Genomic DNA, 15,241 nt, shown 5'->3' on the forward strand with positions numbered 1-15,241 from the left:
GTTTTTTATGAGTATGTAGGATACTAGATACATATTTTAAGAGATTTTTACAATGAAAGAAGACACTTGTGAGAGTGTCTTCTTTTTCATTATTTAGCAAACACATGATTACCAATTACTGCAACAGTTTGACGCGTGGTAATCCATTTGTCAGTAGAAGTTTTTGGATTATAGAAATAAAGCCAATCAGAATCACTTCCTTTCGTAGAGATTGCTTCCTCTACTGCCATTCTTGCTTCATGGGTTGCTGGTTGATTAATCCTTCCATCTGTAACCGGAGTAAAGGCATAGCCATATTTAATAGGTTCATAAATTACATCGGTAATTGTATTTGGAAATTCTGTTGAATTAACGCGATTTAATATAACTTTTGCCACTGCAACTTTCCCAGCGTAAGGCTCTCCTCCGGCTTCGGCAGTAACCAAACGAGCCATTAAGTCCATTTCTTGTTCTGAAATGCCTGTCGTAATGATTAAGTGTTGACCTGCATAAATTCGGTCACCGTTTGTATGGTTAGCTTGTTTAATGGCTTGTATGGATACATTGTATCGTTTTGCGATAGCTCCTAATGTATCCCCGCGTTGAACTTGATAAACAGCTTGAGCTGAATGATTGGAAACTGCTACATCTTTTTGCGATGTAGATTCGCTTGAGGAAGGCGAGAATGGAATGGTTAACTGTTCTCCAATATAAATTCGATCATTCGTCTTATGATTCGCTTGTTTCATTGCCTGAACTGAAACTCCATATTGGTTACTAATATCCCAGAGAGTGTCATTCTTTTTAACAGTATAAACCGTTGCGGCATCGGCCACTCCTTGATTAGATACGAGTGTAATTGTTGCAGCAGATATAGGCAGCAAATGTTTCATCTTATGTAACTTCATCGAAAAAAACCTCCTGAAAATCGTTGAGATAGACTTAATTTGAATATAAATGCATAAATTCGTATAATTATTGCTAATTTATGGTTAAGTCATTTATATACTAACAAATTGAAAGAGTATCGTCATTAATTGTATATCAATATTTAAACGATATAATTGAAGTCGAATATTGCAATGGGATTATATACCACTAATTATTTGTATACATCTTTTATTCATTTTATTGTGATTTTATAATATTAAACTTAGTGAGTCTTATACCATTCGTTTTCGTAGCTGCACCTAAGGAAAGATGAAATATATGTGGAAACTTGGTGTCTCTATTCATTAATCCGCCGCTTTGACGATTGGTCGTCTTGTATAAAGACGCTACCGAATTTCTAAATTGTTGTATCCTTTTTGTTGAATGAGAGGAACTGTTTTTGTTAGGTCAGAAATAGTAGAATTCCCCACTTCAAGATTATGTAGAGGTAGGAATCAATTGTCCGTAAAAGCCTGATTGGTGAGGGCTAATAATCAGTGAAGGGGGAAGAAAGCCTCCAATGATTAAAGTTTCACTTTATGTTAAAATCAAATAGAAAATCGTGCGATAAGGGGATAGTGAAGCGCATATCAAAGTATAAATATCAAACTTGGAAAAATTAAATAAATCAATCCTCGATAATTAGTAGGATGTTGAAAGAGAAAATAATTTCAAAAGAAAGGAGATATTTTAATATGACAACTTCAGAAAAAAATGTAAGGATTTGCGATAAAGGACACAAATATTATAAAAGTAGCGATTGTCCGACCTGCCCGACTTGTGAGAAAGAACGCAAACCTGATCATGGATTTCTTTCTTTACTATCGGCACCAGCAAGACGAGCGTTGGAACACAATGGAATTACTTCTTTGCAACAACTATCAACATATAGTGAAAAAGAGATTTTACAATTTCATGGTATGGGACCAGCATCTTTACCTAAACTTAGAACTGCTTTGCAGGAGAGTGGGTTATCATTTAAAAATTAAATGCCGAGAACGAGTATACTTACAGAAATGTATAATATGACTACCGAAGTATTAAAAATAAGACACATGAATAAAATGCCTGGCTTAATTGTAGCTTTAAAATAAAGTTTGAACAAATTAATGAGAATGGCGCTGATAAAAGACAAATAGAAAGAGCATGTTTTGAAAAAAGATTAATCAAAATATGCTCTTATTTCATTTAATTGCTCAAATGTTTTATAAAAAGTTTGATTCATTCACTGTTCCTTATTCTACTAACGCGCCATCTTAAATTTCCATTATTTCCACAATTAGTTATTCAGGAATATGTCCCGATACATAAAGAATGAGCACAATTCTTGCTGCAGAATTGCACCCGAGTACGGAAGTTCCTTTTTTAGGAGGAATTGTTTAACCCCTTAAGCTCATCAAAATCTGCCGGTCTACAAACCGAATTTCTAAATATAATTTCCAATCACACCTCATGAACTGACCTAGGGTCTCCAATCAGCTAGTTTTCTTTACCTACTTGGTGAAAGCTGCTCTCCAGCTGTAATTTTTCAGTATGAACGAACATATTTGCTGCGGGCATTTGTACTTGATTCTCATGGAATATAGACATAAGTTCAAACCTTACTTGCCTAGAAGTTTCAAAATACTCCTCAGGTTTAACCGAACCTATAATACAAAATTCGTACCCAACATATTTAAGACTTGGATTTAAGTCTGTAACACCAATATAGTGAAATGATTCAACAGCCTCGTCCTCTATCCTATATAGGCTTTGATCCAATTTTTCATTGCAGATAACACATACTTTTTCTAACAATTCCTTTATTCTTGTAGGATTTTCCTGATAACTTACCGTAATCCGTTCAATAACCCGCATCCAGCCTTTATTAAAATTTTGTATCGTTCTAATCTCTCCATGTGGGATGGTAAGGAGTTTTCCCGACCATTCACGAATTTGCATAAAGCGAATACTGATTTCCTCAATGGTACCTGAACTTGTTCCGTTAAAAGTAACAAAATCGCCGACACGAAACTCTTTGTCCGTTAATCTTGCGAACCCTAATATAACATCTTTTAGCATCTGTTGTGCAGCAAAACCAACGACAACTCCGGCAATCCCTGCGCCTGCAAGAATACCTTTTATATCTACAAATTGACTAATTAGATAAATAACAAGACTGATTAAAATTCCATACCTAAAAATTGACCGAATTACACTTTGAATCGTCTGTTCTACTTCTTCGTCAAAAAAACTTGACTTCCTAAAAAACCAATCAATAATACGGTTTATGACAAAGGAAAAAGTCATAAGGATCAAAGCAAATAGTATAAATCTTAAAAGTAAAAACTCCCTTACATAATTAAAAAATTCCTCAGTAAAAGTTAATAAATTCATCCATCCACTTCCTTAACTATGTATTTTGATTTTTATTCCCAGTTCATCTTCAACAACATCACCCTTTAACGAAACAACTTATTGTCACTCAACAGTTCCTTAATCGATCTTTCAATTCCAGATGTTCTTTTCCTTTTTACTATAAATATACCCCTTTAGATTATCTAAAGGGGTATAACGGTGCAATTTTTTTTAAAAAAAGTACGACTTTATTTCAAATCCACATTAATTTAAATCCAGGCGTTTTTTATACGCTAAATGTCCTGTTATGTCCTATGTCATTTCTATTGTGATTTCAGGCATGATGTCTTCTCAGTTTATATTTTATCCCGCTACTTTAGGGCAGTAATACTCCCATCTCAAAATTCGGCGGGAGCAAAGAAGTTAAGTGGGCGATAAACTGCCCGTAAAGGCCCGATTGGTAAGGGTTAATAATCAGTGGGGGATGAAGAACCCCCCCACTGATTAAAGTTTCACTTTATGAGTAGCATGCACCGATAGCAATCCTATATCATATTCGTTTTATATAGATAGAAGCAAACCAGAATATGACAAGAGATATTAAATAAATTGTCAAATAAAATTAAAAATCATATTATAAATAATACTTATTTATAATTATTATTTTGACGTACTCATTATCAATTGTTATACTGGAAACAAATGTTCTTGAAAAAGATTCTCATTTCCGATATTGGGGTGAATATAGATGAATAAGAAGAAAATAGGTTTACTTGTGATGGCGTATGGAACGCCAGAGTCATTAGAAGATGTGGAGGCGTATTATACGCATATTCGTCACGGACGTAAGCCATCTCAAGAAGCGCTTGACGATTTAGTGGGACGCTATAAAGCGATTGGTGGTATTTCGCCACTAGCGAAGATTACAAAGGAACAAGCTAGAAAATTAACAAATGAGTTAAATAAACGTTTTTCAGAATTTGAATTTGTATGCTATTTAGGATTAAAGCATATCGCTCCATTTATTGAAGATGCTGTAGAAGAGATGAAGCAGGACGGTATTGAGGAAGCAATTAGTATTGTGTTAGCGCCTCATTATTCAACGTTTAGTATTAAAGCATACAATGATCGTGCTCGAAAAATTTCTGAAAGTATAAATGGTCCCGCTATAGAACCGATTGAACAGTGGTACGACGAACCGAAGTTTATTGCATATTGGGCAAACGAAATCAAAGAAACATTTACTAGAATTGCAGATAGGGAGAAAGCTGTTGTTATTTTTTCGGCGCATAGTTTACCAGAAAAAATTATTGCAGCGGGAGACCCATATGTGAAGCAACTCCAGCATACAGCAGATTTAATTGCTGAAGCAGCAGGTACCCAGCATTATACAATCGGCTGGCAAAGTGCAGGAAATACACCAGATCCATGGATTGGACCAGATGTACAGGATGTAACGAAAGAGTTACATGAAAAGCATGGTTATGAATCTTTTGTATACTGTCCTGTTGGTTTTGTAGCAGAACATTTAGAAGTGCTGTATGACAATGATTATGAGTGTAAAGTTGTGACTGATGAATTAGGTGTATTCTATTTCAGGCCAGCTATGCCGAATGCGCAAGATTCATTTATTGATTGTTTAGTAGAAATTGTTTCCAAAAAATTGAATGAAATAATTGACAAAAAAGTAATTTTGAATAATAATTAATTTATAATAATTTTAAAAAAGTAATTATTATCATGAAATAATAGGAGGTTCCCCTGATGAATCCAAATAATCGCTTAACAACAAACCAAGGTGCTCCAGTAGGAGACAACCAAAATTCTCGTACAGCTGGTCGCCGTGGACCGGTATTATTAGAAGATTATCATTTAGTAGAAAAGCTTGCTCATTTTGATCGTGAACGTATTCCTGAGCGTGTCGTACATGCGCGTGGTGCGGGTGCTCATGGTGTTTTCGTAACGAAAAATAGCATGAAGCAATATACAAAAGCAGCATTTTTACAAAACGCGGGAACAGAAACACCTGTATTCGTTCGTTTTTCAACGGTTATCCATGGGCAAGGCTCTCCAGAAACAGCTCGTGATCCACGTGGATTTGCTGTGAAGTTTTATACAGAAGAAGGAAACTATGATATCGTTGGTAACCATTTACCTGTTTTCTTCATTCGTGATGCAATTAAATTCCCTGACATGGTGCATTCTTTAAAACCAGCACCAGATACAAATATTCAAACGCCAGATCGTTACTGGGACTTTATGACATTGTCTCCAGAGTCTACACATATGATGACGTGGGTATTCTCTGATTACGGAACTCCAGCAAACTATCGTCAAATGGAAGGTTTCGGAGTACATGCATTTAAATGGATCAATGCAGAAGGTAAAATTGTTTATATTAAATATCATTGGAAACCACAGCAAGGTATTCGTAACTTAAGTGCAAAAGAAGTAGAACAAGTGCAAGGAAAAGACTTTAACCATGCAACTCGTGACTTATTTGATGCGATTGAAAAAGGGAATTATCCAAAATGGGATCTTCACGTACAAGTGATGCAACTGGATGAAATGGATTCTTTAGACTTTGATCCGTTAGATCCAACAAAAGTATGGCCAGAAGATCGTTTCTCATTAATGGAAGTAGGAACAATGACATTGAATCGTAATCCGCAAAACTTCTTTGCAGAAGTAGAACAAGCGGCGTTTACTCCAAGTGCAACTGTACCTGGCATTGAACCGTCTGAAGATAAATTATTACAAGGACGTTTATTCTCTTATCCAGATACACAGCGTTACCGTCTTGGGGCGAACTATTTACAAATTCCTGTAAACTGCCCGTATGCAGCTGTTCGTAATCAACAACGTGATGGTGCAATGCAAATGAATCAACAACCATCAACAATTAACTACGAGCCAAGTCGCCATGCGGAAAACCCAGTTGAGGATCCAGCATACCGCGACTCAACTATGAAGCTTGAAGGTTATGTATCTCGTGAAAAAATCGATAAACCAAACGACTTCAAACAAGCAGGTGAGCGTTACCGTTCATTCTCTAAAGAAGAACAAGACAACTTAATCACCAACTTAACAAACGACTTAAAAGATGTGCATGAACAAACAAAATTACTTGCAATTTGCAACTTCTTCCGTGCAGATCAGGAGTACGGTATGCGTTTGGCGAAAGCTTTAAACGTTGATATTTCAGCGTATGTAGGAAAACCTGCGAAATAAAAAACATTTTTAATTCTCTTTTATTCTCAAATTTAAATTGCGATATGTATCTATAAATATAAAAAGGCGACTGATTTTTTGCAGTCGTCTTTCATTTTTGTTTATGTGTAGATGATTTATAATTAATAATCTTCTTTTCTCAAGCATTTATTAGTAAAAAGCTGTGTTATTTAAAGGGGGGAGATATCGTTGAACAAGAAAAAACAAATTGGTTGCTATGCACCTCTTGGATTATCTTGTCAACCTATATATCCTCCATATCCACCCCCGCCAAATCCAGAGTGTGAACTCGTTTCTAATGAATTTTCAGGGAATTTTCTTGTGAGGATGGGCAAGTACAAAGTTTAGAACTATGGAAATTTGATGGAAAATACAGTCTCTGTATACAATAGCTCAAACAGCACAGATCCTGTCAAGATTGTTATTAACGGTATATCTACAGCAACTTTAGTTGTTTTACCTGGCAATACAACTTCTTTTACAGGAACAGAGTTTCAATCTGTTGTGATGATAGACATCCCGAATGCTTCTCTGTCTTATTTAGAGGGGAAGTATTGCTGTCAATTTACATATTGTCACTCAAAAAGTAATCGCATTTAATGTTCTTGTTTGAGCGGTAACCGTAATGGAACCAGCTCCTATAGATCTTTGAGAAAAATTCACAACAACCGTATACGTATTTGTTCCAAGCAATGTATTGTTATCAACAAATGATATTGGAATCACATCTGTTTGCGTGACAGTTGCTAGAAGGGAAAGTGTTCCTCCTAGCTGGTATGTCTCTGTTATTAATGGAGTTCCGTTTCGTTGTAATTGAATCGTAATACCGCATTGAAATACAACTGCGATTAAGGTTTGAAGTACCACTTGTAACTGTAAGGTCCCATCTATTTTTACTGGCTGTAAACTGTTTGTTGTTGTAACAGGTAATGTTAATACAGTTGTATCTGTTGCAAATGGAATTGCTACATTTCCAGTAACAATTTGTAAAGTACACGTTTGTCTGATTGCTATTATTATTACAATTAGATAAACCATTGCAGCTTAGTGAACCACAACAATTGCAACAACCCATACAAATCTTCCCTCCTTTCTCTATCGTTATTTTTTAAATAAAATATAAATTTCTAGATAAAGAAAGTATGCCAGCTTTGGCATACTTATCGTTGTTATGAAAGCGAATAGCGGCTTGTAATACAAATTTCGCCTTGATGAACGCCGGCTCCGGTTGTTGTAACGCGGATTTGGTTAAAACCGCGCTCTGTAAAGGCAGAGCTACTTTGAGCTGAAATCGTTAGTGTATCAACCACTGTAGCGCCGTTTAAAAAGTCTACTGTAACCGGGTTTGATCCAGCATCGTATTTTATATATCCGGAAGCAAAAATCTCTTGCGCAATATTATTAGCGTATATAATGGTCGTTCCGGTTCCAGTCACACTCCAAGTACTGCAAGCCTGATCTTGAACAAACACTTTGCTTGTACAACAAGAAAGTGCTGAACAACTAGTCTGTATCATTTGTTACATCCTCCCATTCTTTATGAAATTGCATACCGTGTTGTAATACAAAATTCACCTTGATAGGTACCTGGAGTTGCGACTGGTAAAGTAGTTTGAATACGATCAAAACGACGATAGGTAAATGCTACGCTCGTTCCTGTAGTAAGTGTTAAAGTATCAATAGTCCCGCCGGCCGCATCGAGAATTAATACTGTTATAGGCCCTGGCCCGACGTCGTACTTAATGAAACCTGTACCGACGATATTTTGATTTATATTATTATTATAAAGAGTTAAAGTCAACCTGTAACTGTGGTACCAGACCAGGGACTACAAACCTTATCTTGAACATAATTTTTTTCGGGGCAACAACTTAAAGCTGTTACTGAGCAATTACACGACATAGTTCTTCCCCTTTCCTTATCACCTTTTGAATTCTATATATGTTTATGTCCATGGTTTTCTTTTGCTTGTGCAAGTACCTGTTTTGTATTTGTGACATTTTTGATTTATTAGTAGTGGGGAGTTTTGGTGATTTCTAGTTATATCTTTTAAATGCTTTACAGTGATTTTGAATACTGATCTGTTTTTTCAATCTGTTCTTTGATGCGAAAAATAAAACCTAATAATTATGTATATAAATTTTATGTTTTTCAAGTTAAATTTAAAAAATGAATTTATATATTGGTAGATTACCTACAGGTTGATTAATCTTTAGCAACCTTAAATAAGACAACTGATTTTCAGGCGCTTTGTATTTTAAAATATCTATAAGAACTTTATTTCTTTGCTACATCTTTTACTTTCTCAGTTTTAATTGGGATATCGATCTTAATGGTAAATATCTACATATATGTTAAAAACACATAGACATCCCTGCAAAGGAATATAATGCAAGGAATACTTTTGCAGAGGAGAGAAGAGATGCCTAAGAATAGGAACAATCAATTAACCACTGAGCAAATGATTAGTATTATTAGAAATGGTCTTGAAAACTCGCAATCCCCTAAACATATTATTGTTGTTGGTGCGGGAATGGCTGGACTTGTTGCAGCCTCTTTATTAAAAGGCATCGGGCATAAAGTCACAATTCTTGAAGCGAATGATAGATTGGGTGGACGTGTTCATACTTTGCGCTCTCCTTTTAGTAATGGATTATACTTTAACGCAGGACCAATGCGTATTCCTAATACGCATTCTTTAACTTTAGAATATATTAAAAAATTCATGTTACCCACAAATTTATTTATTAATAGAACTCCGCTAGATATTATTTACGCAAATGGTGTTCAAACACGTCTCAACATGTTTGAACGGAATCCGAGTATTTTGAAATATCCAGTTGTCCCTAATGAAAGAGGGAAAACTGCTGAGGAACTGTTGCTTTTCGTCATACAACCTATTATCAATTTTATTAAACAAGATCCGGAGAAAAATTGGCCACTGCTAGAAAAACAATTTAGAAAATATTCGTTGGGTTTTATCTTAAACTCCTATTTTTCAAACGGTGCAATAGATATGATTGGTGTACTTCTTGATATGGAAGCGTATATGGGGATGTCCTTTGTTGAAGTTTTACGGGAATCCATATTTTTCACATCGACAACTCATTTTTATGAGATAACAGGTGGCATGGATCGATTACCTCAATCATTTCTACCGCAATTAAAAGAAAATATTTTGTTCCATCAAAAAATGACCAAAATCGTTCAGGAAAAAAACAGTGTAACCATTCATTCTATTCATGAACAAACCTCAGGGTATTCCGCGATAACAGGGGATCTCGCTATTATAACCGTCCCATTTTCAGCTTTGCGATTTGTGAAAGTCGAACCGTATGATTCTTTTTCATATAATAAACGAAAAGCAATTCGTGAACTCAACTATATGGCCTCAACCAAAATCGCAATCGAGTTTAAAAGTAGGTTTTGGGAAAGAGTAGGTCAATATGGTGGTAAATCTATAACTGAACTACCAATTCGGTTTACCTATTATCCAAGCTATGGGATTGGTACAAGAGGGAATGCGGTGATTTTGGCAAGTTATACATGGGCGGATGAAGCTTTAACATGGGATAGCTTATCTGAAAAAGAGCGAATTCGATACGCCTTAATGGATTTAGCAGAAATTTACGGAAATCAAGTTTATTTTGAGTTCGTATCAGGTGCTTCCTTTAGTTGGGGGCAAAATCCTTATTCTTGTGGAGCTTTCACGGCTTTCGAACCGGGACAGGAATTAGAGCTGTATCCTTATATTCCTACGCCTGAAGGAAGGGTACATTTTGCTGGTGAACATACGACACTTACCCATGGGTGGATGCAAGGAGCAATTGAATCAGGAATACGGGTTGCGTATGAAGTGAATAACTTGCCGAACGTACCATAACTTGGATCATCGATAGTTGAAAAGGTTTTTGTAAGTGATAAAGACATAAGTGTAAAAACCTAAAGAGGTGAATAAATGGGGGGAAAGTTCTATTCTTTGGTGATATAGGAATTGATGATGCGGTAGCACTTATATTTACATACTTAACCGACAAAATTGATATTGTTGGGATTGTTGCTGACTATGGTAATGTATCCCGTGAAATTGCGGCCCGAAATGTTCGATATTTAGCAGGGAAAATTGGAAAAATGGATATTAAAATTATGGGTGGTGCACAAAGATCAATGACTGGAGAAGCTCCAGTCTATTACCCTGAAATTCATGGCTTTCATGGATTAGGGCCAATCGTTCTACCTTCAGACATACCAGCTGAAGAATTAGAAAATTTCTTTGGAGTTATAGAGATTATTGAAAGATATAAAGAGGAAATTATTATTGTTAATACTGGAAGGTTAACTTCGCTTGCTACGATGTTTATTCTGTACGGAGATTTAATGAAACAAATAAAATCTTATTATATTATGGGTGGGGCTTTTTTATATCCTGGAAATGTTACTCCTGTATCAGAAGCAAATTTTTATCAACGGTCAAAACACAAGGTTTAGAAACATGAAAAGACTGCAAAGCTTTCTTAAAAAAGCACTTTGCAGCCTTTACGCTTCAACGTAAAAAAGACCGTCAATGACGATTATTCTTGCTCAATTAAAGCTACCCTTCAGTTCAAGAAAAAGAAGTATGAATCAATCTGAATAAGGTTTTATCTCTCTAGCTCCTAAGATTTTTCCTGATCTTGCATCAACCTCTACAAGGAATCTTTTGTTATCTTCTGTTGAAATATAGAATTTATAAAACATTACTCCATATATTAGAGACATTTTTACACGTTCAACATTTCCAGGTACTTGTTTAAGGGCTATACCTTGAGCATAATCCATCGTTAATATTCTTTCATACACTTAAAATTCCTCCTTAAATTTTTTTTTGAAATATATTATGAAAAAAAGAAAAAAGTGCTTGTACTAATAAACCAGAGTGACAATTTTTTACTTGCATACTATTAGGGGCCCTGACGACAAAACGCATATATTATACGCTAAGGGCTGCTTTGACCAATAACGAATATTTTTGGTGATTTATCCCGCACTAACGGGCAGTAATACTCCCACCTCAAAATTCGGCGGGAGCAAAGAAGTTAGGTGGGAGATAAACTGCCCGTAAAGGCCCGATTGGTTCAACTAATAATCAGTGGGGGATGAGGAAAACCCCCACTGATTAAAGTTTCACTTTATAGGGTACAGTTCAAAAAAGAGACAACCCTTTTTTTATTGTACAAGTTATATATTTTAAAATGTATCACTTAGCCTCTTTCTGTATTGCCACTTCACCTAATGATTTCTCGCTATACTCATAAGCCTTCTCCCCATGCATCGAAATATCGAGTCCCAGTTGTTCCTCGTGCTCATGTACGCGAACAGGAAGGAAGAAGTTAATCGCTTTAATAATGGCGTATGTCATGATAATTGTAAAAGCGTATGTTGCCCCAATTGCGACAAGCTGCTTCCAAAGAAGCACGGCATTTCCGTAAAATAATCCATCAGCGCCACCGCTATTTACAGAAGTAGTTGCGAATAGTCCAGTTGCAATACCGCCCCATGTACCACCGATACCGTGACATCCGAATGCATCAAGTGCGTCATCATATCCAAGTTTATGTTTTAAAAAGAAGACAGCTCCGAAACATAGAACCCCTCCAATCGCTCCGATTAAAAGGGCGGAGAACGGAGTGACAAATCCGCAAGCTGGCGTAATCGCAACGAGTCCAGATACGGCCCCGCAAGCTGCTCCCATTACAGTCGGTTTTGATTGGAAGAACCATTCTGCTAAAATCCATGTTAAAGCAGAAGCTGCTGCGGCGGTATTTGTATTAATGAATGCAGTGAGTGCTACGTCGTTTAGTGTAAGGGCACTACCAACGTTAAATCCGAACCAACCAAACCATAATAAGCCTGCGCCTAGAAGTGTAAATGGTAGATGGTGAGGGGAAGGGCCGTTTATGTCTTTTCGTTTACCTAGGAAAATGGCTAATACAAGTCCAGCAACCCCGGATGTGATATGGACAACGTTACCACCAGCGAAATCTAATGCGCCGAGTTCGCGAAGCCAGCCGCCAACGCCCCATACCCAGTGGGCAACTGGATTATAGACGATTGTCGTCCAAAGAAGAATGAAAATAAGAAAAGCAGAAAATCGCATTCGTTCAGCAAATGCTCCTGAAATTAACGCTGGAGTTAAGATTGCAAACATAAGTTGAAACATCATAAATAAATTGTGTGGAATAGTAGCGGAGTAGTCTGGATTTGGTGCGTAGGTTACGTTTTGTAAGCCGAACCAATCTAATGTACCAATGATGCCGTTCCAATCTGGGCCGAATGATAAAGAATAGCCGATAAAAATCCATTGAATTGAAACAATCGCCATTGCGCTATAGCTGTGCATGGTTGTACTCAGTACATTTTTGCTACGAACCATCCCGCCGTAAAAAAGTGCCAAACCTGGCGTCATAATCATAACCATTACTGTCGCTAAAAATAAAAATACAGTATCTCCCATATTCATTCTTTTCCCCTCCTATAATGTTATAAAATATTACATTTAATGTTATGATTCATATCATATTCAATAACTAATAAAAAATCAACATATTTTTCAGAAAGTTTTAAATTTTATGTGAGTAAATCTAACATAGATTTTATGTAAGTGCGGTTTGTTCGGAAAATTGATATACTATTCTTACAATTAGAGAGAAGTTGGGGGATATTATGTGGAAAAGAGGAGTGTTCATTTGTTTTTGTATGATATTTGCTTTTTTGGCGCCTATGCATACACTAGCGGAAGAAAAAAGAAAGTGGCAAGATGAAGTGATCTATTCTATTATGGTGGATCGTTTTAACAATGGAGATGCAAAAAATGATAAACAGCTTGATGTCGGAAATTTAGAAGGATACCAAGGGGGAGATATACAAGGGATTATAAAGCGAATAGATTACATAAAGGACATGGGATTCACCACGATTATGCTTTCGCCAATTTTTAAAAGTAAAACGTATGATGGACATGATACGGTTGATTTTAAAAAGGTGAATGAACATTTTGGATCACTGCAAGATGTAAAACAGCTCGTGCAGGAAGCGCATAAACGAGATATGAAAATCGTGTTGCAGTTTGTTATAGAAAAAGAAGAAGCTGTGCTGATTGAATCGATACGATGGTGGATGAAAGAAGTAAATGTAGATGGAAGTTATCTTATACATAGTAAAGAAATATCTCGCGCCTTTTTAAATGAAGTAAAACAAAGTGTTCAAGGAATGAAAAAAGATTTCCTCGTTATAACTGATGGGGAAGAGGGGATACATAATGAGTATTATAAGCATATAACAGATGTTTTCACGAAATCGGATACGTCTATTAAACCGCTTTATGACGCGAGTTTAATAGAAAATGAAAAAATGACAAGTACTTTTGTAGATAATCAAGATAAGAAGCGGTTTGTCAGAAGTGCGAAAGAGAACGGATACTATCCGCCGTCGCGTTTGAAATTAGCGCTTGCGTATTTATACACATCACCAGGGCTGCCGATTGTCTACTACGGAACGGAAATCGCGCTTGATGGTGGGGATGTACCAGATAATCGCCGATTAATGGATTTTAAAACGGATGAAAAGTTTTTACAGTATGTAACGAGATTAGGAGAGCTGCGTCAACAGTTATCATCTCTCCGTCGCGGTACATTTGAGTTGTTATATGATAAAGCTGGAATGAGTGTGCTAAAAAGGAAGTATAAAGATGAAGTGACACTGATTGCGATTAACAACACAAAAGAGACACAAAAAATTTCGTTTTCGGCAAATGAGATAGGGGGAAATAGAGAATTAAAGGGATTATTAGAAGATGAAATCATTAGAGAAGAAGGTGGGAATTATTATCTCATATTGAAGCGAGAAGAAGCAAATGTATATCAAGTGAGAGAAAAAACAGGAGTGAACTGGCTTTTTATTTCTTTATTAGTTGGTGTAAATGTACTGTTTATTGCGTTTTTAATTGCGGTAAAGAAACGGAAGAAATCATAAGAGTGGATATGTTTTGATAGGGCGTGTATTGTGTATAGCAATGAAAACAAAAGCGGATTTGAATTCATTCTCTCCTTTTGTTTTCGCGTGTCAGGGGGCGAAAAAAGGCCCTGACCGCTTCTATGCAAGGTCGGATGCTCGCTCCTGCCTAAAAAGAAAGGTTTTTCATTAATAGTTCACATATGAGCTAAAAGAAAAAATCCTCCGAGTAGAGGATTTTTTTCTTTTAGCGATAGTTGATGAATTGTACATCAATTGGTAAATCAGCACCACGAATCGCTGAAATGACTGCTTGTAAGTCATCGCGGCTTTTTCCAGTAACGCGTACTTGATCATCTTGTACTTGTGTTTTTACTTTTAATTTTAAATCTTTAATGATGTTGTTGATTTTCTTAGCGTTATCTTTGTCGATACCTTGTTGCAGTGTTGCGCGTTGACGTACTGTGTTACCAGCAGCGCTTTCTACTTTACCGTAGTCTAAGTTTTTAATTGGTACTTCGCGTTTAACTAGTTTTGAAATAAGAACGTCTTTTACTTGCTCTAATTTAAATTCATCATCAGAAGTTAAAACGATTACTTCTTTTTCTAATTTAATATCACTTTTGCTTCCTTTAAAATCATAGCGATTTTGAATTTCTTTTAACGCAATGTTAATAGCATTTGTTACTTCTGGTAATTCTACTTTTGAAACGATGTCAAAAGAACTATCTTTTGCCATAGTAAGCACCTCCAAATTAAATTCCAACTCCTATTA

12 protein-coding genes and 4 pseudogenes are annotated in these 15,241 nt (G+C 36.1%); 7 read left to right on the plus strand and 9 right to left on the minus strand.

Features of this window, described 5'->3' with window-relative positions:
• Positions 1-89 precede the first annotated feature (89 nt).
• Positions 90-887 (minus strand): LysM peptidoglycan-binding domain-containing protein, encoded by a 798-nt coding sequence (locus AC1M36_RS12030; RefSeq protein ID WP_336450956.1) that lies wholly within the window; start codon positions 885-887, stop codon positions 90-92.
• A gap of 717 nt (positions 888-1,604) precedes the next feature.
• Here AC1M36_RS12030 and AC1M36_RS12035 point away from each other — a divergent pair.
• On the plus strand, positions 1,605-1,898 hold the full coding sequence (locus AC1M36_RS12035; protein WP_336450957.1) for an RNA polymerase alpha subunit C-terminal domain-containing protein: 294 nt from the start codon (positions 1,605-1,607) through the stop codon (positions 1,896-1,898).
• A gap of 490 nt (positions 1,899-2,388) precedes the next feature.
• Here the strand turns inward: AC1M36_RS12035 and AC1M36_RS12040 are convergent, their stop codons facing one another.
• The gene (locus AC1M36_RS12040; RefSeq protein ID WP_336450958.1) at positions 2,389-3,285 is read right to left on the minus strand and encodes a mechanosensitive ion channel family protein; all 897 of its coding nucleotides are present in this window, start codon (positions 3,283-3,285) and stop codon (positions 2,389-2,391) included.
• Positions 3,286-3,994: 709 nt separating this feature from the next.
• On the opposite strand from AC1M36_RS12040, the gene hemH reads away from it, so the two are divergent.
• The 3 genes and pseudogenes from hemH (at position 3,995) to AC1M36_RS12055 (ending at position 7,077) form a co-directional block, all read left to right on the plus strand.
• Positions 3,995-4,954, plus strand: coding sequence for a ferrochelatase (hemH, locus tag AC1M36_RS12045; protein ID WP_431613097.1), 960 nt, complete (start codon positions 3,995-3,997; stop codon positions 4,952-4,954).
• 56 nt (positions 4,955-5,010) lie between these two features.
• Positions 5,011-6,477 (plus strand): catalase, encoded by a 1,467-nt coding sequence (locus AC1M36_RS12050; RefSeq protein ID WP_336450960.1) that lies wholly within the window; start codon positions 5,011-5,013, stop codon positions 6,475-6,477.
• 189 nt (positions 6,478-6,666) lie between these two features.
• Positions 6,667-7,077 (plus strand): annotated as a pseudogene (locus AC1M36_RS12055) (S-Ena type endospore appendage).
• Here AC1M36_RS12055 and AC1M36_RS12060 read toward each other — a convergent pair.
• From AC1M36_RS12060 to AC1M36_RS12070, 3 genes and pseudogenes are all read right to left on the minus strand, one after another.
• Positions 7,057-7,515: a hypothetical protein gene (locus AC1M36_RS12060; RefSeq protein ID WP_336450961.1), complete on the minus strand. Its 459-nt coding sequence runs from the start codon at positions 7,513-7,515 to the stop codon at positions 7,057-7,059. The pseudogene AC1M36_RS12055 and the gene AC1M36_RS12060 overlap by 21 nt on opposite strands.
• Positions 7,516-7,646: 131 nt before the next feature.
• The gene (locus AC1M36_RS12065; protein ID WP_336450962.1) at positions 7,647-7,994 is read right to left on the minus strand and encodes a DUF3992 domain-containing protein; all 348 of its coding nucleotides are present in this window, start codon (positions 7,992-7,994) and stop codon (positions 7,647-7,649) included.
• 20 nt (positions 7,995-8,014) lie between these two features.
• Positions 8,015-8,379 (minus strand): annotated as a pseudogene (locus AC1M36_RS12070) (DUF3992 domain-containing protein).
• A 520-nt stretch (positions 8,380-8,899) separates the two neighbouring features.
• Here AC1M36_RS12070 and AC1M36_RS12075 point away from each other — a divergent pair.
• Positions 8,900-10,360: a flavin monoamine oxidase family protein gene (locus AC1M36_RS12075; protein WP_336450963.1), complete on the plus strand. Its 1,461-nt coding sequence runs from the start codon at positions 8,900-8,902 to the stop codon at positions 10,358-10,360.
• Between the two features lie 71 nt (positions 10,361-10,431).
• Positions 10,432-10,941, plus strand: a pseudogene (locus AC1M36_RS12080) (nucleoside hydrolase); the annotation flags it as partial.
• Here AC1M36_RS12080 and AC1M36_RS12085 read toward each other — a convergent pair.
• From AC1M36_RS12085 to AC1M36_RS12095, 3 genes and pseudogenes are all read right to left on the minus strand, one after another.
• Positions 10,934-11,014: pseudogene (locus AC1M36_RS12085) on the minus strand (IS6 family transposase); the annotation flags it as partial. The pseudogenes AC1M36_RS12080 and AC1M36_RS12085 sit on opposite strands and share 8 nt — an antisense overlap.
• An 86-nt stretch (positions 11,015-11,100) precedes the next feature.
• Entirely contained in the window at positions 11,101-11,316 is a 216-nt protein-coding gene (locus tag AC1M36_RS12090; RefSeq protein ID WP_479845911.1) for a PepSY domain-containing protein, read from the minus strand.
• Between the two features lie 397 nt (positions 11,317-11,713).
• On the minus strand, positions 11,714-12,976 hold the full coding sequence (locus AC1M36_RS12095) for an ammonium transporter (protein WP_336450965.1): 1,263 nt from the start codon (positions 12,974-12,976) through the stop codon (positions 11,714-11,716).
• Positions 12,977-13,179: 203 nt separating this feature from the next.
• Here AC1M36_RS12095 and AC1M36_RS12100 point away from each other — a divergent pair, with 203 nt between their 5' ends.
• Positions 13,180-14,487, plus strand: coding sequence for an alpha-amylase family glycosyl hydrolase (locus AC1M36_RS12100; protein WP_431613099.1), 1,308 nt, complete (start codon positions 13,180-13,182; stop codon positions 14,485-14,487).
• A 226-nt stretch (positions 14,488-14,713) separates the two neighbouring features.
• On the opposite strand, the gene AC1M36_RS12105 is transcribed toward AC1M36_RS12100, so the two are convergent.
• Entirely contained in the window at positions 14,714-15,205 is a 492-nt protein-coding gene (locus AC1M36_RS12105; RefSeq protein WP_017152866.1) for a YajQ family cyclic di-GMP-binding protein, read from the minus strand.
• Between the last annotated feature and the right edge of the window lie 36 nt (positions 15,206-15,241).

This window comes from Bacillus sp. Medicinal_06 (assembly GCF_056711665.1).

Excerpts from the sequence above, each read along its gene's own strand:
- AC1M36_RS12030 (WP_336450956.1), bottom strand. The coding sequence starts at position 887 with ATGAAGTTACATAAGATGAAACATTTGCTGCCTATATCTGCTGCAACA.
- AC1M36_RS12035 (WP_336450957.1), top strand. The coding sequence starts at position 1,605 with ATGACAACTTCAGAAAAAAATGTAAGGATTTGCGATAAAGGACACAAA.
- AC1M36_RS12040 (WP_336450958.1), bottom strand. The coding sequence starts at position 3,285 with ATGAATTTATTAACTTTTACTGAGGAATTTTTTAATTATGTAAGGGAG.
- hemH (WP_431613097.1), top strand. The coding sequence starts at position 3,995 with ATGAATAAGAAGAAAATAGGTTTACTTGTGATGGCGTATGGAACGCCA.
- AC1M36_RS12050 (WP_336450960.1), top strand. The coding sequence starts at position 5,011 with ATGAATCCAAATAATCGCTTAACAACAAACCAAGGTGCTCCAGTAGGA.
- AC1M36_RS12060 (WP_336450961.1), bottom strand. The coding sequence starts at position 7,515 with ATGGTTTATCTAATTGTAATAATAATAGCAATCAGACAAACGTGTACT.
- AC1M36_RS12065 (WP_336450962.1), bottom strand. The coding sequence starts at position 7,994 with ATGATACAGACTAGTTGTTCAGCACTTTCTTGTTGTACAAGCAAAGTG.
- AC1M36_RS12075 (WP_336450963.1), top strand. The coding sequence starts at position 8,900 with ATGCCTAAGAATAGGAACAATCAATTAACCACTGAGCAAATGATTAGT.
- AC1M36_RS12095 (WP_336450965.1), bottom strand. The coding sequence starts at position 12,976 with ATGAATATGGGAGATACTGTATTTTTATTTTTAGCGACAGTAATGGTT.
- AC1M36_RS12100 (WP_431613099.1), top strand. The coding sequence starts at position 13,180 with ATGTGGAAAAGAGGAGTGTTCATTTGTTTTTGTATGATATTTGCTTTT.
- AC1M36_RS12105 (WP_017152866.1), bottom strand. The coding sequence starts at position 15,205 with ATGGCAAAAGATAGTTCTTTTGACATCGTTTCAAAAGTAGAATTACCA.